The organism is Microbacterium terricola, from assembly GCF_027943945.1.
Classification (GTDB): Bacteria; Actinomycetota; Actinomycetes; order Actinomycetales; family Microbacteriaceae; genus Microbacterium; species Microbacterium terricola.
Genome location: NZ_AP027141.1, coordinates 1,785,401 through 1,812,083 on the forward strand (window position 1 = coordinate 1,785,401; position 26,683 = coordinate 1,812,083).

Consider the following 26,683-nt stretch of genomic DNA (forward strand, 5'->3'; position numbering starts at 1 on the left):
TGCGGGCCTCGCTCAACGACCCGGGAACGCTTCGACCGCAGGGGCTAGGTGGCCTCGTTGTCGAAGGGGGTCTCGCCGCCCGGCCGGAACGGCGTGGGCGCCGGTGCGGGCGCCATCTCGGCTGACGGCTTCACGGCGGCGGCGGTCGCAGCCGGCACGGGCGCGTCGTCGAGCAGGGCCTGGCGGATGATCCGGCGCGGGTCGTACTGACGGGGATCGAGGCTGCGCCAGTCGACGTCGTCGAAGTCCTCGCCCATCTCCTCCTTCACCCGCGTCTTGGTGGAGGTGAGGAAGTCGCGGGCGCGCTGCGTGAGACGCGCGAGGCCCTCCGCGTAGCGCGGCAACCGCTCCGGCCCGATGATCAGCGCGGCGATCACGCCGAGCAGCAGCAGCTTCTCGATCGTGATGCCGTTGAACATGCCTCCCAGGTTACCGCCGCGCCTGAGCACTCCCGTGCCGCCTCGCGCATAGGCTGAGCCCCGGAGGATCACATGGGCGACTACGACGCGAACAACCGCTTCGCCGCGGAGGCGACGAGCGAGCCGGACCACATCGCGCGGGCCCGCGCGTTCGCGTACGAGCTCGGGGCGACGCCGATCAGCGCACCCGTCGGCGCGCAGTGCGCGCTCATCGCGGCGGCGTCGCAGGCGCTGAACATCGTGGAGATCGGCACGGGCGCCGGCGTGAGCGGACTGTGGCTGCTGCACGGCTCGCCGCGTGCCACGCTCACGACGATCGACAGCGAGCCCGAGCACCTGGGCGCTGCCCGTCAGGCGTTCGCCGAGGCGAAGATCCCGCCCGCCCGCGCCCGGTTCATCACCGGCCGCGCCGCGGAGGTCCTCCCCCGTATGAACGAAGCCTCATATGACATCGTCCTGATCGACGCCGACCCCGAGGGGGTCATCGAGTACGTCGAGCACGGGCTGCGCCTCGTGCGCGCGGGCGGCACCGTCCTCGTGCCCCGCGTGCTCGCCGGCGGCGCCGTCGCCGACCCGGTGCGCCGTGACGCGATCACCGTCGCGTACCGCTCCCTGATCCAGGAGACGCAGTCCTCGCCTGCCGTCATCGGCGCTCTCTCGATCGTCGGCGAAGGTCTGCTCCAGCTCACCACGCTGCCCCGCGACTGACCCTGGGGAACAGCAGAACGGCCGGTCCGAAGACCGGCCGTTCCTCACGGATGCTGCGAAGTCAGGCGACGTTGACGACCCCGCCCAGCACATCGTAGAGCTCCTTGGCCTCGGCGTCGTTCACGGAGACGACGAGTCGCCCGCCACCCTCGAGCGGCACGCGCACGATGATGAGACGACCCTCCTTCACGGCCTCCATCGGCCCGTCTCCGGTTCTCGGCTTCATGGCTGCCATTGCGGCTCCCTTTCGTCGTGGTCTTACCTGGAAGTTTACCGTGCGTCCGGGACACTCGGATAATCCTGAGTAACTCAGGGGATCTGCCAGTACGTGGTTCCGAGCGCGTACATGTTGTAGATCCACCACCATTGGGCCACCAGGCAGAGGGCGAGAACGCCGACCCGCCACACGCGCGAGCGCGGCATCGCGACGGCGCCCCACAGCGGCGACAGCGGCGCGAGCAGGCGGAACACGCTCGACTGCGGGAAGAACACGGCGAGCAGGTACAGCAGGTAGCTCGCCGACCACAGCCGCAGGTCGACGCCGAGCCGGCGCACGTGCGGCTCGAAGAGCAGGAGCGCGACCAGACCCGCGACCAGCAGGCCGAGCGCGACGTAGCCGACCACCGGCCCGAACCCCCAGTCGGTGAACCAGAATCCGGCCGCCTGCACGAAGCCGTCGAACGGCACGAACCCGCCGCCCGCGTCGGAGATCCAGTTGCGGCGCCAGGCCAGCTCGGTGGCCAGGTATGCACCGGGGTCGCCGGTCGCCACCGCCGCGAGGAACTGCCACGAGAAGCCCACCACGACCGCGAGAGCGCCGGTGGCCACGATGTGCACGATCTCCCGCACGGACAGCGGGTCGACCCGCCGCCGCACCCACCGCACGATCCCGTGCAGGCCGAGGAAGAGCGCGAACGCCAGCACCCCGGGGCGCGTGTACCCCATCAGCGGGATCAGCAGGTACAGCCAGGCGTACTGCCGCCGCAGCACCTGCCACAGTGCGAGGAACAGCCACAGGAGGAAGAGCGACTCGGCGTAGCCGACGTGGAACAGGCCAGCCAACGGGCCCGCCGCGAAGAACACGACGGCCCACGTCGCGGTGCTCTCGTCGACGCGCAGGCGCAGCATCCGGAACAGCACGAGGGAGGCGAGGTAGCCGGAGACCAGCGACACGACGGTCGCACCAGCACCCCAGGAGCCGAAGAGGGCGCCGACCACGGCCGAGAGATATGCGTAGATGGGCATGAACGCCCACTGGTTCTCGGCGACCTGACCGGAGTCGGTCAGCGGGAGCTCGGTCGGATAGCCGTGCTCCGCGACGAACCAGTACCACTGGGCGTCCCACCTCAGCAGCAGGCTGCTCAAGGCTGACGCCGGGTCGGACACTCCCCCTGCCGAGGCCGCGATCACCAGGAACACCACCGTGACGACCCGCGCGGCGACATAGATGAGCGCGATGCGCGCGGCGATCGGCAGCCGCGCACCCACACGCGCGGGTGCGGTCAGCTGAGCCACGCCCTGAGCCCGTGCTCGACCGCCTCGATCTGGGCGAGCGGAACCCGCTCCTCGTCGTGGTGGGCCAAGTGGGGGTCGCCCGGTCCGTAGTTGACGGCGGGCACGCCCATCGCCGAGAACCGCGCGACGTCGGTCCAGCCGTACTTGGGCTGCGGCGTGGCCCCCACGGCGGCGACGAACTCCCGCGCGAGCGGTGCGTCGAGGCCGGGGCGCGCACCCTCGGCCACATCGACCACCTCGACCTCGAAGCCCTCGAACACATCCCGCACGTGCTGCATGGCCTCGGCCGCGTCGCGGCTCGGGGCGAAGCGGTAGTTGACCTCGACCTCGCACGCGTCGGGGATGACGTTGCCGGCGATGCCGCCGTGGATGGCGACCGCGTTGAGTCCCTCGCGGTACTCGAGGCCCTCGACGACGACATCGCGCGGCCGGTACTCGGCCAGGCGCGCGAGGATGGGCGCGGCCTTGTGGATCGCGTTCTCTCCGATCCACGAGCGCGCACTGTGCGCCCGCACGCCGCGCGTCCGCACGAACGCGCGGAGCGTGCCGTTGCAGCCGCCCTCGACCTCGCCGTTGGACGGCTCGCCGAGGATCGCGAAGTCCGCGGCGAAGACCTCGGGCCGAGTGGCAGCGAGACGGGTGAGCCCGTTGCGCGCGGAGTCGACCTCTTCGTGGTCGTACCAGAGCCAGGTGATGTCGATGCGGGGCGCGACGAGCTCGGCGGCGAGCTTGAGCTGCACGGCGACGCCCGCCTTCATGTCGACGGTGCCTCGGCCCCAGAGGTACGGCTGGCCGTCGATGTCGATGTCGCGGGTGGGCACGTTGCCGTTGATGGGCACGGTGTCGATGTGCCCGGCGATCGCGACCCGCCGATCGCGGCCGAGGCGGGTGCGCGCCACGATCGTGTCGCCCTCACGCAGCACCTCCAGATGCGGGTACGCCGACACCGCGGCGAAGATCGCATCGGCGAGCGGGGTCTCGTCGTCGGAGACGCTCGGGATGTCGCAGATGGTGCGGGTGAGGTCGACGGATGTCGCAGTCAGGTCGAGCGCCGGCATCCCCCGAGTCTAGCCGTGGCCCTGCGCCGGGTAGTTTGGATGGCATGAGCGATGCGCGATGGATCTGGGGTGCCGGGCTTGCGACCACGGCGGGCGACGGCACGGTGCTCGACACCTGGTACCCGTCGCCGGAGGGCGGCCGCATCGCCGCAGACCCCACCGCCCAGCTCGGGCCGCTCGCCGGCCTGGAGGGGCCCGATCCTCGGCGCAACGTGACCATCGAGACGCTCGTCGTCGAGATCGACCTCGACGAGGCGCCCGCGTCGACGCCCGACGCGTACCTCCGCCTGCACGCCCTCTCGCACCTGCTCGTGCGACCGGGCGAGGTGAACCTCGACGGCGTCTTCGCGCACCTGCCGAACGTGGCGTGGACCAACGCCGGCCCTGTCCTCCCCGCCGACCTCGACCGGCTCCGCCCCCAACTCCTGCGCGCAGGCATCCATGTCACCGGGCTCGACAAGTTCCCCCGCCTGCTCGATTACGTGACGCCCGCGGGCGTCAGGATCGCGGATGCTGCGCGCGTGCGCCTCGGTGCGCACCTCTCCCCCGGCACCACCGTCATGCACGAGGGCTTCGTCAACTTCAACGCGGGCACGCTCGGCCAGAGCATGGTCGAGGGGCGCATCTCGCAGGGCGTCGTGGTCGGCGACGGCAGCGACATCGGCGGCGGCGCGTCGATCATGGGCACCCTCTCGGGCGGCGGTCAGCACCGCGTGTCGATCGGCGCGCGCACCCTGCTCGGCGCGAACGCCGGCATCGGCATCTCCCTCGGCGACGACTGCGTCGTCGAGGCGGGCCTGTACGTCACCGCCGGCTCGAAGATCGTCCTCGCCGACCAGCCCGCGCGCGCCGACGGCTCGCGCCCGGTGGCGAAGGGGGCGGAGCTCTCCGGGCAGGACGGCCTGCTGTTCCGCCGCAACTCGCTCACCGGAGCCGTCGAAGCGGTCCGTCGCGCGGGCGTCGGCGTGACGCTCAACGAGGCCCTGCACGCCTGAGCGCCACCGCAGGATCGGCGGCCCGTCTCAGTCGCGGAGCCGCACCGACAGGCAGGTGACGCACCCCTCGAGCTTCTCGAACTCGCTCACGGGCGTGGTGACGACCTCGAGGCCGCGCGCCCGCCACGCCGCCGCCGTGGCCGGCGCGTCAGCAGACATGAGAACGGTGCCCTCGTCGAGCACGACGACTGCCGTGCCGTGCTCCTCGGGGACGGCGGAGAACGCCGGGAAGATCGACGGGTCGTCGATGAGCGGCTCGAACCCGACGACCGTGCCGTCGGGCAGCGCGGTGACGCCCGATTTCAGGTGGAGGACCTTGGTCACCGGAACCTCCACGACGTTCCATCCCCTGGGCGCCAGCAGGGCGCGCAGCTGCGCGATGCCCACGCTGTTCGTGCGCGTCGACGCACCCACGTAGACGGACCGCCCGACCTTCAGCACGTCGCCGCCGTCGAGCGTTCCCGGCGCCTCGATCGCGGCCACCTCGAGACCGGTGCGGAGGATCGCGGCGCGGATGCTGTCGCTCTCGCCCCTGCGCGACACCGCGCCGGCGCGGCCCAGCACCGCCAGCGCGCCGAACACGACGACCGCGTCCTCGACGAACACGCCGTCCGGATGCTCGTCGGCCGGCTCGACCTCGACGATCTCCCAGCCGCGGGTGCGGAAGGCCGCCACGTACGCCTCCCACTGCGCCAGGGCGAGGTCGTGGTCGACCGGCACGCGGTCGAGGTGCGTCAGCTCGCCGTCAGCCAGCTGAGGCGACGGCCGACGGACGAGCAGCCGCGGCATCCGCTCAGCCTTTGAGGATCTCGGCCCGCGCCTGCGCGTGCTCCTCCGCGCTGATGACCCCGCGTGCCTGCAGGCCGTCGACCTCGGCCAGGCGCTGCTCGAGCGTCTGCGGCGGTGCGGCCGGCGCGAGCACCTCGCTCGCGAGCACTCGGTTCGTCAGCTCCGCGTTGAGGGTGAACGGGTCATGGCCGGCATCTCGCACCTTCTTGGCGTTCCTGACCATCATCACGATCACGAACACGAAGCCCGACAGCACCACGGCCGCGGCGATCGCGAAGATCACGCCGAACGCCCCGAAGGCAACATTCATGTCGAATCCCATGACTCTCCCGTTCCCGGGCGCCACCGCCCGCAGGGGAATCCTAGGGGAGGACTACTCCGCGCCCGGGTACGCGCGGTGTGGCGCGCCGATGTACAGCTGCTGCGGGCGGCCGATCTTGGTCTGCGGGTCCTGCTGCATCTCGCGCCAGTGGGCGAGCCAGCCGGGGAGCCGGCCGATCGCGAACAGCACGGTGAACATCCGCGTCGGGAAGCCCATCGCCTTGTAGATGACCCCGGTGTAGAAGTCGACGTTCGGGTAGAGACGACGCTCCTTGAAGTAGTCGTCCTCCAGCGCGATCTCCTCGAGCTGCTTGGCGAGGTCGAGCAGCGGGTCGCTCACCCCGAGGGCCTCGAGCACCTCGTCGGCGGACTCCTTGACGAGCTTGGCGCGCGGATCGTAGTTCTTGTAGACGCGGTGCCCGAAGCCCATCAGCTTCACGCCGTCTTCCTTGTTCTTGACCCGCTCCACGAAGCGCTGCACGGACTCGCCCGAGTCGCGGATGCGGGCGAGCATCGCCAGCACCGCCTCGTTGGCCCCGCCGTGCAGCGGGCCGTAGAGCGCGTTGATGCCGGCCGAGATCGAGGAGAACTGGTTCGCGCCGGTGGAGCCGACGAGGCGCACCGTGGAGGTGGAGGCGTTCTGCTCGTGGTCCTCATGGAGGATGAGCAGGCGCTCGAGCGCCCGCGACATGACGGGGTCGATCTCGTAGACCTCGCTCAGCACGCCGAAGTTGAGCTTGAGGAAGTTGTCGACGAAGCTCAGCGAGTTGTCGGGGTACAGGAACGCCTGGCCGATGCTCTTCTTGTGCGCGTAGGCGGCGATCACGGGGAGCTTCGCCAGCATCCTGATCGTGTTCAGCTCGACGTGCTCGGGGTTGGCCGGGTCGGACTGGTGCTCGTAGTACGTCGAGAGGGCCGCGGTGGCCGACGACAGCACCGACATGGGGTGCGCCGTGTGCGGCAGCGACGAGAAGAAGCGCTTGAGGTCTTCGTGCAGCAGCGTGTGACGGCGGATCTTCTCGTCGAACTCGCCGAGCTCATCGGCGGTCGGCAGCTCGCCGTAGAGCAGCAGCCAGGCCACCTCGAGGTAGGTGCTGTTCTTCGCCAGCTCCTCGATCGGGTATCCGCGGTAGCGCAGGATGCCCTGGTCGCCGTCGATGTAGGTGATGGCCGACTTGGTGGCCGAGGTGTTCACGAAGCCGTAGTCGATCGTGGTGAGCCCGGTCTGGCGGGTGAGCGTCGAGATGTCGATGCTCGACGCGCCATCCGTGCCGTGCAGCACAGGCAGTTCGGCCGTCTTGTCGCCGATCGAGAGGATGGCCTTGTCGTTCTCGGTGCCCGCGTCGCTCACGGCGCCTCCTCGCGATTTCCTGGTTGTGCCGGGGGATCTTCGCGCGGGGGGCGAGATGAGCTCCTCCGCGCCGCATTACAGCCTATCGGCCCTCGCGGCACACTGCGGACACCGCCAATCCGCGAGCGGATCCGGTGGAGGAAACCTCCGTGTCCGCCCTCAGAGCCCGCGCAGACGCGCGACCGCGGCCGCGATGCGCTCGTCGGAGGCCGTGAGGGAGAGGCGGATGTGCTCCCGGAAGTGGGCGCCGTAGAAGTGACCGGGTCCGGCCAGGATGCCGAGGTCGGCGAGGCGATCGAGGCTCGCCCAGGCGTCCTTGCCCTCGGTGGCCCACAGGTACAGGCCGGCCTCGCTCCGATCGATCCGGAACCCGGCGGCTTCCACCGCGGGCTTGAGCGCGGCGCGGCGCGCCCGGTACCGCTCGCGCTGCGCGGCGACGTGCTCGTCGTCGTGCAGGGCGACCGTCATGGCCGCCTGGACCGGCCCCGGCAGCATCAGCCCGAGGTGCTTTCGCGCCGTCAGCAGCCGGGCGACGACCGACGGGTCGCCGGCGAAGAACGCGGCGCGGTAGCCGGCCAGGTTCGACTGCTTGCTCAGCGAGTACACCGACAGCACGCCGTCGGGCGAGCCGCCCGTGACGCGCGGGTCGAGCACCGACGGGATCGGCTCGGTGTCCCACGGCGACTCCCAGCCGAGCTCGGCGTAGCACTCGTCGCCGGCGAGCACGGCGCCGAGCTCGCGCGCACGGGCCACCGCGACGCGGAGGGCGTCAGCATCCCATACCCTGCCGTCCGGGTTGCCGGGCGAGTTCAGCCAGACCAGCCGCGTGCTCTCCGGCCACTCGGCGGGGTCGTCCGAGGCGAGCGGCGTCGCTCCGACCAGGCGTGCGCCGACCTCGTAGGTCGGGTACGCGGCGCGCGGATGCACGACGACGTCGCCGGGACCCAGGCCGAGCAGCAGCGGCAGCAGCGCGACGAGCTCCTTCGAGCCGACCGTCGGCAGGACGTGCTCGGGGGTCAGCCCGGCCACGCCGCGGCGGCGGGCGAACCACTGCGCGATCGCGCCGCGGAGATCGGGCGTGCCCATCGTCTGCGGGTACGAGTGGGCGTCTGTCGATGCCGCGAGGGCCGTCCGGATGAGCTCGGGCGTCGGATCGACCGGCGACCCGATCGACAGGTCGACGATGCCGTCCGGATGGGCGCGGGCGCGCTCCGCGTACGGCGCGACGGCGTCCCAGGGGTAGTCGGCGAGGTCCGAGACTCCCATGTCAGCGCGGCCGGATCAGGGGGCCTGCGGCGGCAGCGCCTCGATGATCGGGTGGTCCTTGTGGATCACGCCGACCTTCGCCGCTCCACCGGGCGAGCCGACCTCGTCGAAGAACTCGACGTTGGCCTTGTAGTAGTCCTGCCACTCGTCGGGCAGGTCGTCCTCGTAGTAGATCGCCTCGACGGGGCAGACGGGCTCGCAGGCGCCGCAGTCGACGCATTCGTCGGGGTGGATGTACAGCGACCGGTCGCCCTCGTAGATGCAGTCGACAGGGCACTCGTCGATGCAGGCGCGGTCCTTCACATCGACGCACGGAAGAGCGATCACATACGTCACGTGATCAGTCTAGTTCGCTCGTCGAGGGGGTGACGTCCGCCGCAGGTGCCGCCCGGTGATCCGGCCAGGCGACCACGATCGCCACGAGCAGCGGCACCGCGAGCGTCCAGACCATCCCGAGGATGCTCTCCGGGACGATCACCGAGCCCCCCGGACCCTTGCCCGACACGATGAGGGTGGTGAGCATCATCCCGAGCCCTGTGGCCAGCGCCGCCCAGCGATCGAGCGTCAGCAGACGCACCGCGACGAGGAGTGCGCCCGATCCGATGATCGCCAGCACGAGGCCGAGCGGGAACCAGCCCAGCTCGAACGCGTGGGCGACCGTGCCGGCCAGGCCGTACACGGCGCCGACGATCAGGGCGATGAGCCAGGTCACGACCCGGGCGACGACGACGCTGCGCATCCGTCAACTCTAGGTCAGGCGGCCCATCCCCAGAGGCGGAGCAGTGCGGCCACCAGGGCGGCGGCTGCGACCACGACGAGGAACGGCGCGCGGAGCATCAGGAGCCCCGCGGCGACCAGGACGGCCGGGATGCGGGCGTCCACGACGATCTGCTGGCCCACTCCGAGGGTCTGCACGGCCACGAGCGCGGCCAGCAGCGCGACCGTCAGCAGGTCGGCGATGCGGGATGGCCGCGGCGCATCGAGCCAGCGCGGCGGCACGAGGTAGCCGAGCGTCTTCAGCCCGACGCAGATGATCGCGGCCGTCCAGATCGCGGTCCAGAGGGTCACGGCAGCCCCTCCTGGTTGTCCTCGGCGGGGACGGCCGGGCCGAGCCAGTCGAACCACCCGACGACGATGGCGACCAGCGCCGCGATGAGCACGGGGACCCCCGGCATCATGACGGGCGTGAGCACGGTGGCCACGACCGCCGCCGCGATGCCCACGGCGATCGGCTGCCGGTGCCGCAGACGCGGCCAGAGGAGCGCCAGGAAGGCGGCGGCGGCCGCAGCATCCAGTCCGTACGCCTTCGGATCCCCCAGCACGTCGCCGAGCAGCGCACCCGCGAGGGTGGATGCGTTCCAGCCCACGTAGATGCCGATCCCGGTGACCCAGAACCCGACCATGCGCGCCCGCGACGTGGTCTGCGCGAGCGAGACGGCCGTGGACTCGTCGATCGTGAAGTGCGCGGCGGCGGCGCGTCGCCAGAAGCCCGCGCCGATCACCGGCGACATGCGGATGCCGTAGGCGACGTTGCGCACGCCGAGCAGCGAGGCCGACGCGATCGCAGCGGGAGCCGCGGCCAGGCCGCCCGCGCCGATGACGCCGACGAACGCGAACTGCGAGCCGCCGGTGAACATCACGAGGCTGAGCACGCAGGTCTGCCAGACGTCGAGTCCGGACGCGACCGCGAGGGCCCCGAAGGAGATGCCGTACGCGCTCGTGGCCAGCGCGACGCCGAGCGCCTGCCGCCACGCCCGTCGGTGCTCCCCGTCGGCGTCGATCTCGAGCGGGTGGGTCACCCGACGAGCCTATCCGCCGACGGGAAAGGGCAGGTTCCGGTCGCCGTGGACGACCGAGAACCTGCCCTTCTGCGATGCGGGGTTACGCGTTGGCGTCCTGGCGCTTCAGGCGGGCCGTGGCGCGGGCGCGCTCGGTGGCGTCGAGGTTCACCTTGCGGATGCGGACGATCTCGGGGGTGACCTCGACGCATTCGTCGTCGCGCGCGAACTCGAGCGACTCCTCGAGCGAGAGCTGACGAGGCGGGGTCATCGACTCGAACGAGTCCGAGGTCGAAGAGCGCATGTTGGTGAGCTTCTTCTCCTTGGTGATGTTCACGTCCATGTCGTCGGCGCGCGAGTTCTCGCCGATGACCATGCCCTCGTAGACCTCCTGGGTCGGCTGCACGAAGAACGACATGCGCTCCTGCAGGGCGATGATCGCGAACGGGGTCACGACGCCGGTGCGGTCGGCGACGATCGAGCCGTTCTGACGCGTGACGATGTGGCCGGCCCACGGCTCGTAGCCGTGCGAGATGGCGTTGGCGATGCCGGTGCCGCGGGTCGTGGTGAGGAACTCGGTGCGGAAGCCGATCAGGCCGCGCGAGGGGACGACGAACTCCATGCGCACCCAGCCGGTGCCGTGGTTCGTCATGTTCTCCATGCGGCCCTTGCGGGTCGCCAGCAGCTGCGTGATCGCGCCGAGGTACTCCTCGGGGGCGTCGATCGTCAGGTGCTCGAACGGCTCGTAGGTCTTGCCGTCGACCTTCTTCGTGACCACCTGCGGCTTGCCGACGGTGAGCTCGAAGCCCTCACGGCGCATGTTCTCGACGAGGATCGCGAGGGCCAGCTCGCCGCGGCCCTGCACCTCCCACGCGTCGGGGCGCCCGATGTCGACCACCTTGAGCGAGACGTTTCCGATGAGCTCGCGGTCGAGGCGGTCCTTCACCATGCGAGCGGTGAGCTTGTGGCCCTTGACCTTGCCGACCAGCGGCGAGGTGTTGGTGCCGATGGTCATCGAGATGGCGGGGTCGTCGACCGTGATGGCCGGGAGCGGGCGCACGTCCTCGGGGTCGGCGATGGTCTCGCCGATGGTGATGTCCTCGAAGCCCGCGATCGCGACGATGTCGCCGGGGCCGGCCGACTCGGCCGGGTAGCGGTCGAGCGCACGGGTCTTCAGCAGCTCCGTGATGCGGGCGTTGCTGGTCGTGCCGTCCGAGCGCACCCAGGCGACGGTCTGGCCCTTCTTGAGCGTGCCGTTGAAGACGCGCAGCAGGGCGAGGCGGCCGAGGAACGGGCTGGAGTCGAGGTTCGTGACCCAGGCCTGAAGCGGCGCCTCGTCGTCGTAAGCCGGAGCCGGGACGTGCTGGAGGATCGCGTCGAACAGGGGCTCGAGGTCGTCGTTGTCGGGCAGCTCGCCGTTCTCGGGACGGTTCGCCGACGCGGCGCCTGCGCGACCGGACGCGTAGACGACCGGCACGTCGAGCAGGGCGTCGACGTCGAGGTCGGGCACGTCGTCGACCAGGTCGGATGCGAGTCCGAGCAGCAGGTCGTGGGCCTCTTCCTCGACCTCGGCGATGCGTGCATCAGGACGATCGGTCTTGTTGACCAGGAGGATGACGGGCAGCTTCGCCTCGAGGGCCTTGCGCAGCACGAAGCGGGTCTGCGGCAGCGGACCCTCGGACGCGTCGACGAGCAGCACGACGCCGTCGACCATCGAGAGGCCGCGCTCGACCTCGCCGCCGAAGTCGGCGTGGCCGGGCGTGTCGATGACGTTGATCGTCACCGGCACGTCGCTGTGGATGCCGTTGTACGTGATCGCCGTGTTCTTGGCGAGGATCGTGATGCCCTTCTCACGCTCGAGGTCGTTCGAGTCCATGGCGCGTTCTTCCATGTGCTCGTGCGAGCCGAACGAGCCCGTCTGGCGGAGCATCGCGTCGACGAGCGTGGTCTTGCCGTGGTCGACGTGCGCGACGATCGCGACGTTGCGGAGGTCCGGACGGAGGGCGCGCGCCATGAGGGTTCCTTGAAAGAAGAAGGGGATGCACCCGGAGTCGGGTGCATCCCATTCTACAAGTGGATGCCGTGTGCCTGCTGGACGCGCTATTCCTGCGCGGCCAGGAGGGCCGCCCGCGCCTCGCGACGCACGCGCTGCTCGGCCGGATCCGGTACAGGGACGGCGGCGATCAGACGCTGCGTGTACGGGTCCTGCGGGTTGCGGAGGATCTGCTCCTTCGTTCCCTGCTCGACGATCTTGCCGTGCTGCATCACCGCGATCCGGTCGGCGAGCAGGTCGACGACGGCGAGGTCGTGCGTCACGAACAGCGTCGCGAACTGCTTCTCCTTCTGGATGTTCTGGAGCAGCTCGAGCACGCGCGCCTGCACCGACACGTCCAGCGCGCTGGTCGGCTCGTCGGCCACGAGCACGGTCGGGTCGAGCGCGAGCGCACGGGCGATGCCGATGCGCTGGCGCTGACCGCCGGAGAGCTCGTGCGGGTAGCGGTTGCGGAAGTCGCGCGGCAGCTCGACGAGGTCGAGCAGATCCGTGACGCGCGTGGCGATGTCGGCCTTGTCGTGGCCGGCGAGCTGCAGTGGCTCGCCGATCGACTCGCCGACGGGCCAGCGCGGGTTCAGGGACGAGCCGGGGTCCTGGAAGACGATGCCGAGCTTGCGGCGCACGGCCTTCAGCTCCTTCGGGTCGACTCCCACCATGTCCTGGCCCGCGACGCGCAGCGCGCCCTCGGCGACGGGGATCAGACCCACGATGGCGCGCGCGATCGTGGTCTTGCCCGATCCGGACTCGCCCACCAGGCCCAGCACCTCGCCGGGCTGGATGGTCAGGGACGCATCGGAGACCGCGCGGAACGCGGGCACGCGCCCGCGCTTCGGGTAGTCGATGCACAGCTTGTCGAGCACCAGAGCCGCGGTGCCCGCCTCGTGGCGAGCCGCAGCATCCGCTCCGGCCTCGCCGAGGCCGAGGTGAGGCACCGACGCCATCAGCGCACGCGTGTACGGGTGCTCTGCCTTGCCGAAGATCTGCCCGACGGGGCCGTGCTCGACGACGTCGCCGTCCTTCATCACCATGACGTCGTCGGCCATGTCGGCCACCACGCCCATGTCGTGGGTGATGAGGATGATGGCCGAGTCGAGCTTCTGGTGCAGGTTGCGCAGCAGATCGAGGATCTCCGCCTGCACCGTCACGTCGAGGGCGGTGGTCGGCTCGTCGGCGATGAGCACGCGCGGGTCGAGCGAGATCGACTGCGCGATCATCGCGCGCTGCCGCTGCCCGCCGGAGAGCTGGTGGGGGTACGAGTTGTACGCCTTCTCCGGGTCGGGCATCTCGACGAGGCCGAGCAGCTCGATCGCGCGCTCCCTGGCCTGCTTGCGCGTCATGCCGTGCCGGTGGGTCAGCAGCGTCTCGGAGATCTGGAACCCGATCGTGTAGACGGGGTTGAGCGCCGTCATCGGCTCCTGGAAGATCGCCGCGATCCCCTCGCCGCGCACCTTGCGGAGCACCTCGACGGGGGCATTGACGAGCTCACGGCCGGCGAGCTTGGCGCTGCCGCTGATCCGCGCGTTCTTGGGCAGCAGGCCCATGATCGCCATCGAGCTGGTGCTCTTGCCCGAGCCGGACTCGCCGACGATCGCGAGCACCTTGCCCGGCATGAGGTCGTAGGTCACGTGCTTGGCCGCGGCAGCCCACTGGCCACCGACCCAGAACTCGACGCTCAGACCGCTCACCGACAGTGCGGGGCCTTCGAAGGGTGCGGCCGGCGCACCGGTCTGACGGCGCCCGCGGGCGCGCTCGCTCATGCTCATCGGTCCATCTCCCGTGTCAGGATGGGCGAATGCCTCAACCGGTCACTTTCCGTCCTCGCGGCGGTCTGATCCTCGCCGTGATCGCCATCGTCATCTGCGCGCTCGGGCTCATCGGACTCATCCTGTCCGAGGGCACCGAAGGGCTGTTCGGCTGGTTCTGGCCGATCGCCGCGTTCGCGTGGGGCGCGTGGCTGCTGTACATCAATCCGTGCGTGACCGTCACCGAGGGCTTCGTCGAGATCCGCAACATCCTCCGCACGCACCGCGTGCCGTGGGGCGACGTCGACGACGTCGAGTCGCGCTACGCGCTCACCGTCATGACGCGCGACGGCCGCCGCATCCGGGCGTGGGCCGCTCCCGCACCGAGTGCCCGCCAGGCTCTCGCGACGCGGCGTGACGAGGTCTCCCGCACGCCCGGCGAAGGCGACACGCGTCGCCCGTCGGATGCGGAGGGCACCGAGTCCGGCGACGCCACGGCGATCGTGCGCCGCCACCTGGAGACGTACCGCACCACGGGCGGACCCGGCCTGCCCGGCGGGACGACGAGCACCTGGAACCTGTGGCTGGTCGCGGTGACGGTCGCGGTGGTCGCGGCCGCTCTCGCGACCCTGGCGGGTGCCGCCGCTCACGGCTGATCACCCTTCGGGCCGCCGCTGGGCAGGTCGGGCAGACCGTTGCCGTCGTACGTCTCGAGCTCGGGGTCATCGCTGCTCGTCGGGCCCTCGACCATCTGCACGCCCTGGACGGACGGGATGGCGGCGACCGCACGGGCAGCCCTGCGCTTGCTCACCTTCGACTGCTGGCGCGGGTCGAACGCGTCGCGCAGGCCGTCGCCGATGAAGTTGATGCACAGGGCGAGGACGATGATGAAGAAGCCCGGCCACCAGAACAGCCACGGCCGCGTGCGGAACGCCTCGCGGTACGTGCTGATGATCTGGCCGAGGGAGACGTCCGGGTAGGTGATGCCGAAGCCGAGGAAGCTCAGGGCGGCCTCGGTCAGCACCGCGGCGCTCATCAGCAGCGTCGTGTTGACGATGATGATGCCGACCGCGTTGGGCAGGATGTGCTGGAAGATGATCCGGCGGTTGTTCGCGCCGGCGACGCGCGCCGCATCGACGAACTCGCGCTCTCGCAGCGCGAGGAACTCGCCGCGCACGAGGCGAGCGAGGCCCGTCCAGCTCAGGATGCCGAGGAAGATGCCGAAGACGATCGCGTTGCCGCCGAAGATGCGACCGAAGATCGAGCCGATGACGATGATCGGGATGATGATGATCACGTCGGTGAAGCGCATGATCAGCGAGTCGATCCAGCCGCGGTAGAAGCCCGACAGGGCTCCGAGGACGACACCGAGGCTGAGCGACACGATGCCGACCAGGAACATGACGCTCAGCGACTGCTGAGTGCCGCGCATGACCTGCGCGAAGATGTCCTTGCCGAGCGTGTCCTGCCCGAACGGGTGCTCGCCGAGGCTGAACGGCCAGATCGTCAGCGTCGGCTGGCCGCCGTTCACGATCGGGTACGTGGTGAACCAGTCCAGCGGCCACCAGCCGGGGATGCGGAAGCCGTTGATCTGCAGGGTGCCGTCGGCGGAGGCCTGCAGGTTGCCCGAGCCGCCGATGACCGTGCCGACCGAGGTGAAGGCCAGGAGGATCACGAGCACCAGGACGACGAGGGCCGTCATGGCGCCGGCGTGCCGGAAGAAGCGCCGGCGCACCAGGGCGCCCTGGCTGAGGCCGGCGACGGCCTTCTGCTCGAGCGACTGCTCGGAGCCGCGGTCCTGCGGGGCGTCGGTGGGAAGCGTTGTGGCCATGGTCAGTTCACCCGGATCCGGGGGTCGAGTGCGGAGTACAGCAGATCCGCGATGAGGTTGAAGATGACGGCGAGCACACCCGTGACGACGAAGAAGCCCATCACGAGGTTGACGTCGCCGGCACGCAGGCCGTCGGTGAACAGCGCACCCATGCCCTTCCAGGCGAAGATCGTCTCGGTGATGACCGCGCCGCCGATCAGCGCGCCGATGTCGAACGCGATGATCGTCGCGATCGGGATGAGCGCGTTGCGCATCGCGTGCCGGACGATGACGGTCCGCTCGGTGAGACCCTTGGCCCGTGCGGTGCGCACGTAGTCCTGGTTCATCACCTCGAGCAGGCTCGAGCGGGCGTACCGCGTGTAGGCGGCGATCGAGACGACGGCCAGCGCGATCGTCGGCAGGATGAGGTGCGCGAAGCTGTCGAGCATGTGGAACCACATGTCGCCCTGGAGCCCCGGCGTCTCCGAGCCGATGGTCGCGATCACGCCCGACTGCGGGATGCGGTTGAGGTAGTCGGGGTAGATCAGCAGGACGCGGTCGACGACGACCACGAGGAACGTGATGAAGCTGACGATCGCGGCGGTGCGCGCGACCTGCTTCTTGTCGTCTCCGCCGATGAGGATGCCGACCCCGATCGCGATCCCGACGCCCACGATCGCGACGCCCACCAGCATCCAGCCGGTCGGGACGTAGAGGAACAGGAACTGCAGCGGGTACCACGCGATGGCCCACACGGCCACGACGATGAGCGAGGCGTACAGCGCGCGACGGTTGCCGAGGCCCGTCGAGATCGCGGTCACGCCGAAGGCGGCGCCGATGCCGGTCACGATGATGCCGACGAGGCCGACGGTGGGCTGCGAGAACCAGTCGGTGACACCGAGGAAGGCGAGCAGTCCGCCGCTGGCCACGGCGGCCGACGCGAACGTGATGAGCCGCGTCTTCCACGGACCGCCGAGGACGGCCGCGAAGATGAAGCCCGTCACAAGGCCGGTCACCACCACCGCCCACACCGTGATCACGGGATCGTTCAGGAACGCATTGAAGCGGATGGCGCCGAACTCCTTGAGGAGCACGGCCACCCAGAAGATGGGGAGCGAGTAGACGACGAAGGTCAGGAAGGTGACCGAGTAGTCGAACCCGCTGTACTGGCGCAGCGCGGTGAGGATGCCGATGGTGAGACCCACCAGGATCGCGATGATGATCGACGCGGTGACCAGCTGGATGGTGGAGCCGGCCGCCGTGGCGACGGCCTCGGTCACGGGCTGGTTGCTCCGGCTGAAGGCCACGCCGAGATCGCACTGGAACACGAAGCACTTCGCGGCGCCGGCGAGCCACGTGAAGTAGCGCAGCACCGGCGGGACGTCCAGGTGCAGCTGCTCGATGCGGGCATCGATCATCTGCTGGCGGTTCGCGGAGTTGCTCGCCTTGAGGTCGGCGAGCGGGTCGGTGCCGATCGCGGTGAGCGTGTAGACGATGAAGGAGGCGACGAGGAGCACGAGGATCGTGGCTCCGAGTCTCCTCAGAATGAACGTCAGCACAGACGTGATCGCTTCGTCGTGGGGGCAGGTGTCATGGTCTTCGATCCGTTCGGGAGCGGTGTGCCAAAGGTACTACGCCGGGTCGCGCGCACGCGTATGCGCGGCACCCCGACATGACTGTGGGTGCCGAGGGTCACTCGGCACCCACAGTCTTTTCCGGTTATCGGAGGGTGAGGGGCTCGCGCCCCTCACCCCGGCCGATTACTCGGCGGCAGCGCCAGCCGGCGCCCACTCCCAGAAGTTCCAGAAGTAGTCGGGGCTGAGCGGCATCGCCTTCACGCCGGTGACCTTGTCGCTCGAGACCGTGAGGCCCGGGAACTGGAAGATCGGGATCGTCACGGCGTCGGCCCAGATGAGGGTCTCGGTGTCGGTGAGGATCTCGGTCTGACGGTCCGCGTCAGCGGTGACGTTCAGCTCTGCGAGCAGGTCGGTGACCTCCTGGTTGCAGTAGCCGTTGTAGTTGCCGCCCTTGAGGCTCGGGTCGTCGTAGCAGGCGTAGATCTGGTCCGAGCCGCCCACGGCGAGCGAGGTCTGCGACCAAGCGAACAGCGTGGCGTCGTGCGGGTTGATCGGCTCCTGCGACGGGTCGGTGAAGACCCAGTTCGGCTCGCTCTGGTCGACGAGCTGGAAGCCCGCCTTGGCAGCGGACGACGCGATGAGCTCGAACTCCTGGCCACGACGGACGTTGCCCTCGGGGTACCAGAAGCCGACCTCGACGTCGCCGGTCACGCCGGCCTCGGCGAGGAGCGCCTTGGCACCCTCGACGTCGACGTCTGCGTAGTCAGCCGAGCCGTTGGCCTCGGTGAGGATCGGGTAGCGCTCCGGGTCGGACGCGCTCACCAGGTTGGTGTTGCGCACCACGGCGTCGGACTGCAGCGGGACGATGATCTTGTCGACGATCTCCTGACGCGGGATGACCTTCAGGAACGCCTGGCGGACCTTGAGGGCCTTCTCCTCGTCGCCACCGTAGGTGGCCGGGTCGAACGGGCCGCCGTTGTTGACGGTCAGGTCGACGTGCTCGTGCGAGGCCTGGACACCCTGCTGAACCTCAGCGGTGTCGATGCCCTGAGCGAGCTCGAGGATGTCGGAGGTGGGCTGACCCGACCAGATGTCGAGCTCGCCGGACTGCAGAGCCTGCAGCGCGGTGGTCGAGTCGGCGATCGCACGGACCGTGATCTTCTCGTACTTGGGCGAAGCGCCCCAGGTGAAGAGCGGGTTCGCCTCGATGGTCGTGTACTCGTCCTCCTTGGTGTCGACCAGGTTGTACTGGCCGGCCGTGAGGAACGCAGCGGGGCTCTCGGGCATCGTGGTGTAGACGTAGGCGTCGTTCCACGCGGTCGCGAGGGCCGTCAGGACCTCGGTGTCGCCGTCTTCGATGGCGGAGATGACCTTCTCCTTGGCACCCTCGGCGAACTCCTTGGCCGCGTCGGTGTACTTGGTGAAGTCGTCGTCCGAGTCAGAGGACTTGTAGGTGTCCCACGCCGCCTGCACATCGGCGTACTCGTCCGGGTAGGCCAGCGCGTACGTGCCGTGCGCCGAGACGCCGAGAGGAGCGATCAGCTCCCAGTCCACGTACGGCTTGTCGTAGACGAAGGTGATCTCCTTGTCGCCGACCTCGGGGGTCTCGGAGATGAGGTTCCAGCCGGCGCTGGCTGCCGGAGCCCAGCCGCCCTCGACCTTGGTCGACATCGCAGCCCACATCATGAGCATGTCGGCCTCGTCGATCGGAACGCCGTCCGACCACACTGCATCTGCGGTGATCTTGTAGTCGACGGTGAGCGGGTCGTCGCTCGTCTTCTCGTACGTGCCGAAGTCGGTGTTCTTCACCCACTCGGGCGTGTTGTCGTAGTAGCCCCACGCCGACGCGCCGTCGGTCATGTACTTGATGTTCGAGTTGGCGGTGTTGTTGCCGGCGCTGCTGCTCGAGTTGAAGGCCATGAAGCCTTCGTTGTAGGCGACGTTGATCTCCGTGCCTTCAACAACCTCGGACTGGTACGGGTTGCCGCAGCCAGAGAGCACGAGTGCCCCCGCGGCAACGACGCCCACGCCCGCCAAAAGACGTGCGATCTTCACATTTCCTCCTGTGCAAGGGTTAAGTGCCCAGCCTGTGGCAGCTCTGGACACGGACACGGCCACCCTAAGCAGACGGTGTGCACTGAGCAAAACGTCGGCGGAAACCGTTACATATCCTTTACTCCCCGTCACAAAGCTGTGCCATTCTGACAACGTGCCCGGCTCCATCGCGTCAGATCTGCCCACGGGACCGGTCCCAGCCCCCGTCCCGCTCTCCCGGCGGCGCCTGGCGTGGGAGGTCGGCATCGTCCTGGCCATCACGGTCGGCCAGTCGGCGGTCTACAGCATCCTGTCGTTCCTGCGCTCCGTGCTCCGGGCACTGGAGGAGAACCAGGGACTCGGTCAGCAGCAGACGCAGCTGAACCCGTCGCGCGACGACATCGCGTTCTGGGACGCGCTGTACCAGCTGCTGAGCATCTTCTTCTCGCTCGCGCTGGTGGCGATGGTCGTCTACCTGCTCTGGGAGCCTGGCGGCAACGCGCTGCGCAGGATCGGACTGGACTTCCGGCGGTTCGGCGGCGACCTCGGACGCGGGATGCTGCTGCTCGCCGTGATCGGCGTGCCGGGGCTCGCGCTCTACGCGGTGGGACGGATGCTCGACATCACGCTCCAGGTGAACGCCGCGCCGCTCGCGGCCGCGTGGTGGACCGTGCCGCTGCTCGTGCTCGCGGCCGTGCGGGCCGCGCTCGTGGAGGAGGTGATCTTCCTCGGGTACCTGTTCGACCGGCTGCGCCGGTTCGGCTGGGGCGACTGGACGATCATCCTGTCGACGGCCGGCCTGCGCGCGGCCTACCACGCATATCAGGGCATCGGCTCGATCGTCGGCAACTTCGCGATGGGCGTCGTGTTCGGCTGGTGCTACCGCCGCTGGGGCAGGGTCATGCCGCTCGTCATCGCCCACACGCTGCTGGACGTGTTCGCCTTCGTCGGCTACCCGCTCGCGGTGGCGCTCTGGCCGGACGTGTTCGGCCCCGTGCCCGCGCCGACCATCACCCCCGGCCCGTCGCCGACCCCGAGCCCGACCGCGTAGCCGCTCGCGGTGGCGGCAGTATCCCGCCCCGCCGCCCGTCCCGCGAGACCGCCCCGCGAGACCGCCCCGCCGCCGCCCCGCCGTCGCGAGATAAGGGGATGTCGTGAGGGGAGGGCCGATCCACCCGGATCGACCCTCCCCCTGCGCCATCTCCTTATCCCGCGACATGGCGCGCGAGGGGGGGGCGGGGGCGCCCCGACACCGGGGCTCCCGCTAGGCGAAGGCCTCCACGGGCGGGCAGGCGCACACGAGGTTGCGGTCGCCCCAGGCGTTGTCGATGCGGCGCACCGGCGGCCAGTACTTCGACCGCACCTGCGCGGGCACCGGGTACACGGCGACCTCGCGGGAGTACGGATGCTGCCACTCCCCCACCACGACGGCCTGCGCCGTGTGCGGGGCGTTGACGAGCGGGTTGTCGTCGGCCGGCCACTGGCCCGCCGCAACGGCCAGGGCCTCCGCCTTGATCGCGATCATCGCCTCGATGAACCGCTCGATCTCGCCCAGGTCCTCCGACTCGGTCGGCTCGATCATGAGCGTCCCGGCGACCGGGAAGGACATCGTCGGCGCGTGGAAGCCGTAGTCGATCAGGCGCTTCGCGACGTCGTCGACCGTCACGCCGGTCTCCTCGCGGAGCGGGCGCAGATCGAGGATGCACTCGTGCGCGACCAGGCCGGACTCCCCCGCATACAGCACCGGGTAGTGCTCCGACAGCCGCGCGGCGATGTAGTTGGCCGACAGCACAGCGGCGGCGGTCGCGGCGCGCAGGCCCTCGGCGCCCATCATCCGCACGTACGCCCACGAGATGGGCAGGATCGACGCGGATCCGTACGGCGCCGCCGAGATCGGCCCGCCCTCGAAGACGCCGCCCGCATGGTCGGCGCGCTGCGCGAGCGGGTGCGAGGGCAGGTAGGGCGCGAGGTGCGCCTTCGCCGCCACCGGACCGACACCGGGTCCGCCGCCGCCGTGCGGGATCGCGAACGTCTTGTGCAGGTTCAGGTGCGACACGTCGCCGCCGAGGTCGCCGAAGCGGGCGTACCCGAGCAGGGCGTTGAGGTTCGCGCCGTCGACGTACACCTGCCCGCCCGCGTCGTGCACCGCCTGCGTGATGTCGAGCACGTCCTGCTCGTACACGCCGTGCGTCGACGGGTAGGTGATCATCAGTGCCGCGAGACGGTCGGCGTGCGCCGCCACCTTCGCGCGCAGGTCGTCGAGGTCGACGTTGCCCGCCTCGTCGCACGCGACGACGACGACCGACATGCCGGCGAGCACCGCCGACGCCGCGTTCGTGCCGTGCGCGGACGACGGGATGAGGCACACGGTGCGCTCGACGTCTCCGTTGGCCAGGTGGTAGCCGCGGATCGCGAGCAGACCCGCCAGCTCGCCCTGCGAACCCGCGTTGGGCTGAAGCGAGACGGCGTCGTACCCGGTCACCTCGGCCAGCCAGACCTCGAGCTGCTCGATCATCGCGAGGTAGCCGCGCACGTCGGCCTCGGGGGCGAACGGGTGCACGCGGGAGAATTCGGGCCACGACACGGCCGCCATCTCGGTCGCCGCGTTCAGCTTCATCGTGCAGGAGCCGAGCGGGATCATGCCGCGGTCGAGCGCGTAGTCGCGGTCGGCGAGCGTCTTCAGGTACCGCATCATGGCGGTCTCGGACCGGTGCGTGTTGAAGACCGGATGCTGCAGGTACGCGTCACGGCGCAGCAGCGCCTCCGGCACCCCGGCCAGGGCGGTCGCGTCGGCGAACGGCACGGCGCGCTCGCCCTGCTCGCCCCCTCCGACGAACTCGCCCTCGGGCAGCCCGAACGCCCAGGCGACCGCGGCCAGGTCGTCGGCGGTCGTGGTCTCGTCGACCGACACCCCCACGGTGGCCTCGTCCACGAGGTGCAGCTGGTAGCCGCGCGCCCGCGCCCGCTCCACGACGCGTGCCGCCGAGCCGGGCACGCTGACGCGCAGGGTGTCGAAGAACGCGTCCGACGCGAGTCGCAGGTCGTACGAGCGCAGCCGCTCCGCGAGCGCCTCGGCCTTGCGGGCGACGTCCGTCGCGATCTGCCGGAGACCGGCGGGGCCGTGGTAGACGGCGTACATCGACGCCATCACCGCCAGCAGCACCTGGGCGGTGCAGATGTTCGAGGTCGCCTTCTCACGACGGATGTGCTGCTCACGGGTCTGCAGGGACAGGCGGTAGGCCGGGTGGCCCGATGCGTCCTGGGAGACGCCGACGAGACGTCCGGGCAGCTGGCGCTCGAGCCCGGCGCGCACGGCCATGTAGCCGGCGTGGGGTCCGCCGAAGCCCAGCGGGACGCCGAAGCGCTGCGTCGTGCCGACGGCGACGTCCGCACCGAGGGATGCGGGCGAGCGCAGGAGGGTGAGCGCGAGCAGGTCGGCGGCGACGACGACGAGCCCGCCCGCGGCGTGCACTGCCTCGGCGACCTCGGAGAAGTCCCAGACCCGGCCGGATGCGCCGGGGTACTGGACGAACGCGCCGAACACGTCGATGTCGACCGGCGGGGGCGACATGTCGAACGGCGTGAAGTGCAGCTCGATCCCGAGCGCAGCGGCGCGGTGCTCGAGCAGCGCCTTCGTCTGCGGCAGGGTGTCCGCATCGACGAGGAACGTGTTCGACGCGGACTTCGACGCGCGGCGGGCCACCAGCATCCCCTCGACGACGGCCGTGGCCTCATCGAGCATGGAGGCGTTCGCGGTGGCGAGACCGGTGAGGTCGGTGACCATGGTCTGGAAGTTGATCAGCGCCTCGAGGCGGCCCTGCGAGATCTCCGGCTGGTACGGCGTGTACGCGGTGTACCAGGACGGGTTCTCAAGGACGTTGCGGGCGATCACCGACGGCGTGAAGGTGTCGTAGTAGCCCAGTCCGATCATCGGGCGGGCCGTGCGGTTCTGCGAGGCGAGAGCGCGCAGCTCCGCCAGGGCCTCCGCCTCGGTCGCGGCCGGCGGGATGTCGCTCGTGTCGCGCGGCGCGACATGGATCGAGGCCGGCACGGCGGTGCGCAGCAGGGCATCGACGCTGTCGTAGCCGAGCGCGTTGAGCATGATCCGCTGGGCGTCGGCGTCGACGCCGATGTGCCGCCCGGCGAACCCGTCGGCGAGTCCGGGGGTCGAGGTCGTCACGCGTCGCCGCCGGTGAGCGCCTCGTAGGCGGCACGGTCGAGGAGGCCGGCCACCGCATCGGCGTCGGCCTCGACCTTGATCAGCCAGCCATCTCCGAAGGCGTCCGAGTTCACCAGCGAGGGGTCGTCGACGACGGCGTCGTTGACCTCGACCACGGTGCCGGCGACGGGCGCGTAGAGCTCGCCGACCGACTTGGTCGACTCGATCTCGCCGCAGACCTGATCTGCGGTGAGCGCGGTGCCGACGGCGGGGAGGTCGACGTACACGACATCGCCGAGCTTGTCGGCCGCGTAGTCGGTGATGCCGATCGTGGCCACCGAGCCGGAGAGGGCGACCCACTCGTGCTCGGCGGTGTACTTGAGGCTGGTCAGGTCGGTCATGTGGTCCTCCGGTAGAAAGGCAGGGCGGTGACGGTCGCGGGGATTCGCGTCCCCCGCACGTCGATGGCGAGTTCGGTTCCTGGGGTGCTGACGGCCGGCGAGACGAACGCCATGGCGATGGGATGCTGCAGCGTCGGGCTGAGCGCCCCGCTGGTGATCTCGCCCACCGCCGTGCCGTCGGCGTCGAGCACGGCGTAGCCGGCGCGGCCCGCGCGCTTGCCGGCGCTCACCAGCCCGACGAGCACGGGAGCATCGGCGGCGATGACGCTCTCGAGTGCGGCGCGGCCGACGAAGTCGGCCTCCTTCGTCCTCAGCGGGACGACGCGGCCCAGGCCCGCCTGGGCGGGGATCACGTCGAGCGAGAGCTCGTGGCCGTACAGCGGCATGCCCGCTTCGAGGCGCAGCGTGTCGCGCGAGGCGAGGCCTGCGGGAGTGAGCCCGAACGGCTCCCCCGCGGCCAGGACGGCATCCCACAGCGTGCCGACGTCGGCCGCGTCGACGCTGATCTCGAAGCCGTCCTCGCCCGTGTAGCCGGTGCGGCTGACGAGCACGGCGCCGCCGCCGAAGCGCATGCCCATGGCGGTGTAGTACGGGAGCGATTCGAGCGTGTGGCCCATCGCGAGGTCGTCGTCGTGGTCGAGGCCCTCGACGGCCTCGAGGATCTCGCGTGCGCGTGGACCCTGCACCGCGATGAGCGCGTCGTCGAGCTCGACGAGCACGGCGTCGAAACCGTCGATCCGCTCCGTGAGCGCCTCGCGCACGGCGTCGCGGTTGCCGGCGTTCGCGACGATGAGGAACTGGTCCTCGGCGTTGCGGGTCACGATGAGGTCGTCGATGATCCCGCCGCTCGGGGCGAGGATCATCGTGTACTTCGCCTTGGAGAGCGCGAGCTTCGACGGATCGAAGGCGAGCGCGTAGGCGAGGAACGCCTCGCGGTCGGGGCCGGCGACCCCGAACTGCGCCATGTGCGAGATGTCGAAGAGACCGGCGGAGGTGCGCACGGCGTGGTGCTCCGCCAGGTCGGAGGTGTACCGCACCGGCATCATCCAGCCGCCGAAGTCGGTGAACGAGGCGCCGAGCGCCTCGTGGCGAGCGCGCAGCGGCGTCTCGCGCGGCGGAGTGGGATCGGACATGAGTTCTCCCGGATCGGCAGGCAGACGCCGGACGGCGCCTGAGAACTCCCCCTCTGTCATGAGCCTGAGAGTTTCGCGGGGATGCAGCATCCCGCTTTCACCGTCGGCGGATACCGGGCAGCCGGGATCGCTCTTCAGAGTGGCCGGGTCTTCGCGGTACGCGTTACCTGAGAGATTGGCGGGGAGGCTTGCTCCTTCGGTGCCCGGGGCGGTGCCCGGAGCTCTCCCGCGAAGATCGTGTGGCCCGATGTTCGATTTGCGGTCTCAGCATACCGGCCGGTGACCCTCAGCCGGTGCAGGCTCCGGTCGACACAGATCGGTCGAGTGAGGTGGCCTGCGCGGCGACCGGAGCGAGCTCCGCCATGGTCATGGCGTACCCGAGGTTCTCGTCGCTGTCGGACCGCGCGAACACGACCCCGGCGACGACGCCGTCGCCGGTGAGCAGAGGTCCGCCGGAGTTGCCCGGCTGGACCGTCGCGGCGAGCGCGTAGATGTCGCGCAGCGCCGTCGACTCGTCGTAGATGTCCGGGATGGGCGCGCTCCCCTCGGAGAGCACCTCGGCGCCGACCATGGTGAACGGGCCACCGTAGGGGTACCCCTGCACCGCGCCGGTGGCGCCGCTGTCGATGGTGGGGCCGAGGGGCAGGGGCGATGCGCCGAGGTCGTCGACCGCGATGACGGCGAGGTCGTCGATCGGGTCGAAGTACACGATCCGGCCTTCCCGCGCGCTCGTCCCCGGCAGCTCCACGAGGGGCGTGGCCACTCCGGCCACGACGTGCGCGTTCGTGACGAGGCGGTCCGTCGCGATGACGAAGCCGGTGCCGCTGGAGCTGGTGCCGCACGAGTACGCGGTGCCGGAGATGCGGGCGACGGATGCTGCGGCCAGCGCGAGCTCTGGGACGTCCAGGTCGACGCTGGGGGCGATCGCCGCGCCGCCGAGCCCGCCGAGGCCGCCGAGGCCGAACAGGTCATCGAGACGGGGCAGTCCGTCGACCATGACGGAGGCGCGGAGCCGGGCGAGCGTCTCGGACACCGGCGGCGGGGTGAGCCGGTCGATCGTGCGCAGCACTTGGGAGGACCCCACCGCGGCCGAGACGCCGGGGGCGCCGGTGGCGACGAGGCTCGAGGCGGCCAGCGACAGCGCGAGGGCGGCCACGACGACGCTCACGACACCGCCCAGCAGCCGGTCGAGGCCACGCAGAGGTGTGCGGTCGACCCCGCGGCGCAGGGCGGCCCCGATGGCCCCGCCGATCGCCGCTCCGCCGAGCACGAGCACGACCGCGACCAGCAGCACGACGGGCATGCGCCACTCGAGCCAGGGCCAGGCGTCGTTGACGACCGGAACGAGCCAGAACGCCGCCGCGCCGCCGGCGACGAGGCCGATGAGCGAGCCGGCGCTCGCGAGCAGGCCGCGCTGGACGCCGATCAGCAGGGCGATGCCGAGGACGGCGAGCAGCACGATGTCGACGACGAGCACGGGTTCCTCCAGGGGCTGGGCCTCCAGCGTACGCAGGGAGCCTGTGCACTTCCCCACGCACCCGTTTGCACTTCAGGTCAAGGGGACTCTAAGATGT

25 protein-coding genes and 2 riboswitches are annotated in these 26,683 nt (G+C 70.3%); of the genes, 4 read left to right on the forward strand and 21 right to left on the reverse strand.

The genetic code is table 11. The features are described from left to right. Positions 1-44: 44 nt before the first annotated feature. Positions 45-419, reverse strand: coding sequence for a twin-arginine translocase TatA/TatE family subunit (locus Microterr_RS08420; RefSeq protein WP_263798408.1), 375 nt, complete (start codon positions 417-419; stop codon positions 45-47). 72 nt (positions 420-491) lie between these two features. On the opposite strand from Microterr_RS08420, the gene Microterr_RS08425 reads away from it, so the two are divergent. Beyond that, positions 492-1,127 carry an O-methyltransferase gene (locus Microterr_RS08425; RefSeq protein WP_263798407.1) on the forward strand — a complete coding sequence of 212 codons (636 nt, stop codon included), beginning with the start codon at positions 492-494 and terminating at the stop codon, positions 1,125-1,127. Positions 1,128-1,188: 61 nt separating this feature from the next. On the opposite strand, the gene Microterr_RS08430 is transcribed toward Microterr_RS08425, so the two are convergent. The 3 genes from Microterr_RS08430 to dapE all read right to left on the reverse strand — a co-directional run bounded on the left by Microterr_RS08430 (position 1,189) and on the right by dapE (position 3,700). Then, positions 1,189-1,362, reverse strand: a complete 174-nt coding sequence (locus Microterr_RS08430; protein WP_257502423.1) for a DUF3117 domain-containing protein — start codon at positions 1,360-1,362, stop codon at positions 1,189-1,191. Between the two features lie 74 nt (positions 1,363-1,436). Next, positions 1,437-2,642, reverse strand: a complete 1,206-nt coding sequence (locus tag Microterr_RS08435; protein ID WP_263798406.1) for a hypothetical protein — start codon at positions 2,640-2,642, stop codon at positions 1,437-1,439. Continuing rightward, the gene (gene dapE / locus Microterr_RS08440) at positions 2,630-3,700 is read right to left on the reverse strand and encodes a succinyl-diaminopimelate desuccinylase (protein WP_263798405.1); all 1,071 of its coding nucleotides are present in this window, start codon (positions 3,698-3,700) and stop codon (positions 2,630-2,632) included. The genes Microterr_RS08435 and dapE overlap by 13 nt, the downstream gene beginning before the upstream one ends. 44 nt (positions 3,701-3,744) lie before the next feature. Here dapE and dapD point away from each other — a divergent pair, with 44 nt between their 5' ends. After that, positions 3,745-4,695 (forward strand): 2,3,4,5-tetrahydropyridine-2,6-dicarboxylate N-succinyltransferase, encoded by a 951-nt coding sequence (gene dapD / locus Microterr_RS08445; RefSeq protein WP_263798404.1) that lies wholly within the window; start codon positions 3,745-3,747, stop codon positions 4,693-4,695. Between the two features lie 27 nt (positions 4,696-4,722). Here dapD and ddaH read toward each other — a convergent pair whose 3' ends face one another. The 10 genes from ddaH to Microterr_RS08495 all read right to left on the reverse strand — a co-directional run bounded on the left by ddaH (position 4,723) and on the right by Microterr_RS08495 (position 14,010). After that, positions 4,723-5,484 (reverse strand): dimethylargininase, encoded by a 762-nt coding sequence (gene ddaH, locus Microterr_RS08450; protein WP_263798403.1) that lies wholly within the window; start codon positions 5,482-5,484, stop codon positions 4,723-4,725. Between the two features lie 4 nt (positions 5,485-5,488). Beyond that, positions 5,489-5,794 (reverse strand): SHOCT domain-containing protein, encoded by a 306-nt coding sequence (locus Microterr_RS08455; RefSeq protein ID WP_263798402.1) that lies wholly within the window; start codon positions 5,792-5,794, stop codon positions 5,489-5,491. Positions 5,795-5,857: 63 nt separating this feature from the next. Beyond that, positions 5,858-7,156, reverse strand: a complete 1,299-nt coding sequence (locus Microterr_RS08460) for a citrate synthase (RefSeq protein WP_263798401.1) — start codon at positions 7,154-7,156, stop codon at positions 5,858-5,860. Between the two features lie 159 nt (positions 7,157-7,315). After that, positions 7,316-8,422 carry a succinyldiaminopimelate transaminase gene (gene dapC, locus Microterr_RS08465; RefSeq protein WP_263798400.1) on the reverse strand — a complete coding sequence of 369 codons (1,107 nt, stop codon included), beginning with the start codon at positions 8,420-8,422 and terminating at the stop codon, positions 7,316-7,318. A gap of 15 nt (positions 8,423-8,437) precedes the next feature. Continuing rightward, positions 8,438-8,758: a ferredoxin gene (gene fdxA / locus Microterr_RS08470; RefSeq protein ID WP_263798399.1), complete on the reverse strand. Its 321-nt coding sequence runs from the start codon at positions 8,756-8,758 to the stop codon at positions 8,438-8,440. 4 nt (positions 8,759-8,762) lie between these two features. Next, positions 8,763-9,161 carry a DUF6113 family protein gene (locus tag Microterr_RS08475; protein ID WP_263798398.1) on the reverse strand — a complete coding sequence of 133 codons (399 nt, stop codon included), beginning with the start codon at positions 9,159-9,161 and terminating at the stop codon, positions 8,763-8,765. Positions 9,162-9,175: 14 nt separating this feature from the next. Beyond that, positions 9,176-9,490: an AzlD domain-containing protein gene (locus Microterr_RS08480; RefSeq protein ID WP_263798397.1), complete on the reverse strand. Its 315-nt coding sequence runs from the start codon at positions 9,488-9,490 to the stop codon at positions 9,176-9,178. Then, positions 9,487-10,221: an AzlC family ABC transporter permease gene (locus Microterr_RS08485; RefSeq protein WP_263798395.1), complete on the reverse strand. Its 735-nt coding sequence runs from the start codon at positions 10,219-10,221 to the stop codon at positions 9,487-9,489. The genes Microterr_RS08480 and Microterr_RS08485 overlap by 4 nt, the downstream gene beginning before the upstream one ends. 82 nt (positions 10,222-10,303) lie before the next feature. Beyond that, a complete protein-coding gene (gene typA, locus Microterr_RS08490) occupies positions 10,304-12,214 on the reverse strand; it encodes a translational GTPase TypA (RefSeq protein WP_263798393.1) in 1,911 nt (636 codons plus the stop codon). 86 nt (positions 12,215-12,300) lie between these two features. Beyond that, positions 12,301-14,010 (reverse strand): ABC transporter ATP-binding protein, encoded by a 1,710-nt coding sequence (locus Microterr_RS08495; protein ID WP_263798796.1) that lies wholly within the window; start codon positions 14,008-14,010, stop codon positions 12,301-12,303. 35 nt (positions 14,011-14,045) lie between these two features. Between Microterr_RS08495 and Microterr_RS08500 the strand changes: the two genes are divergently transcribed. Next, a complete protein-coding gene (locus Microterr_RS08500) occupies positions 14,046-14,651 on the forward strand; it encodes a PH domain-containing protein (RefSeq protein ID WP_263798391.1) in 606 nt (201 codons plus the stop codon). Here Microterr_RS08500 and Microterr_RS08505 read toward each other — a convergent pair. The 3 genes from Microterr_RS08505 to Microterr_RS08515 form a co-directional block, all read right to left on the reverse strand. Beyond that, positions 14,642-15,826 carry an ABC transporter permease gene (locus Microterr_RS08505; RefSeq protein ID WP_263798390.1) on the reverse strand — a complete coding sequence of 395 codons (1,185 nt, stop codon included), beginning with the start codon at positions 15,824-15,826 and terminating at the stop codon, positions 14,642-14,644. The genes Microterr_RS08500 and Microterr_RS08505 overlap by 10 nt on opposite strands. A 2-nt stretch (positions 15,827-15,828) precedes the next feature. Further along, positions 15,829-17,364 carry an ABC transporter permease gene (locus Microterr_RS08510; RefSeq protein WP_263798389.1) on the reverse strand — a complete coding sequence of 512 codons (1,536 nt, stop codon included), beginning with the start codon at positions 17,362-17,364 and terminating at the stop codon, positions 15,829-15,831. A gap of 201 nt (positions 17,365-17,565) precedes the next feature. Continuing rightward, positions 17,566-19,437, reverse strand: coding sequence for an ABC transporter family substrate-binding protein (locus tag Microterr_RS08515; protein ID WP_263798387.1), 1,872 nt, complete (start codon positions 19,435-19,437; stop codon positions 17,566-17,568). A gap of 154 nt (positions 19,438-19,591) precedes the next feature. On the opposite strand from Microterr_RS08515, the gene Microterr_RS08520 reads away from it, so the two are divergent. Further along, positions 19,592-20,467 carry a CPBP family intramembrane glutamic endopeptidase gene (locus Microterr_RS08520; protein ID WP_404810190.1) on the forward strand — a complete coding sequence of 292 codons (876 nt, stop codon included), beginning with the start codon at positions 19,592-19,594 and terminating at the stop codon, positions 20,465-20,467. A gap of 213 nt (positions 20,468-20,680) precedes the next feature. Here the strand turns inward: Microterr_RS08520 and gcvP are convergent, their stop codons facing one another. The 4 genes from gcvP to Microterr_RS08540 all read right to left on the reverse strand — a co-directional run bounded on the left by gcvP (position 20,681) and on the right by Microterr_RS08540 (position 26,586). Further along, positions 20,681-23,518, reverse strand: a complete 2,838-nt coding sequence (gene gcvP / locus Microterr_RS08525; RefSeq protein ID WP_404810196.1) for an aminomethyl-transferring glycine dehydrogenase — start codon at positions 23,516-23,518, stop codon at positions 20,681-20,683. A 74-nt stretch (positions 23,519-23,592) separates the two neighbouring features. After that, positions 23,593-23,976, reverse strand: coding sequence for a glycine cleavage system protein GcvH (gcvH, locus tag Microterr_RS08530; RefSeq protein ID WP_263798383.1), 384 nt, complete (start codon positions 23,974-23,976; stop codon positions 23,593-23,595). Further along, on the reverse strand, positions 23,973-25,109 hold the full coding sequence (gene gcvT, locus Microterr_RS08535) for a glycine cleavage system aminomethyltransferase GcvT (RefSeq protein ID WP_263798382.1): 1,137 nt from the start codon (positions 25,107-25,109) through the stop codon (positions 23,973-23,975). The genes gcvH and gcvT overlap by 4 nt, the downstream gene beginning before the upstream one ends. A gap of 43 nt (positions 25,110-25,152) precedes the next feature. Continuing rightward, positions 25,153-25,253, reverse strand: a riboswitch (glycine riboswitch). Next, a riboswitch (glycine riboswitch) is annotated at positions 25,254-25,348 on the reverse strand. It abuts the riboswitch before it with no gap. A 47-nt stretch (positions 25,349-25,395) separates the two neighbouring features. After that, positions 25,396-26,586, reverse strand: coding sequence for a MarP family serine protease (locus Microterr_RS08540; RefSeq protein WP_263798381.1), 1,191 nt, complete (start codon positions 26,584-26,586; stop codon positions 25,396-25,398). Between the last annotated feature and the right edge of the window lie 97 nt (positions 26,587-26,683).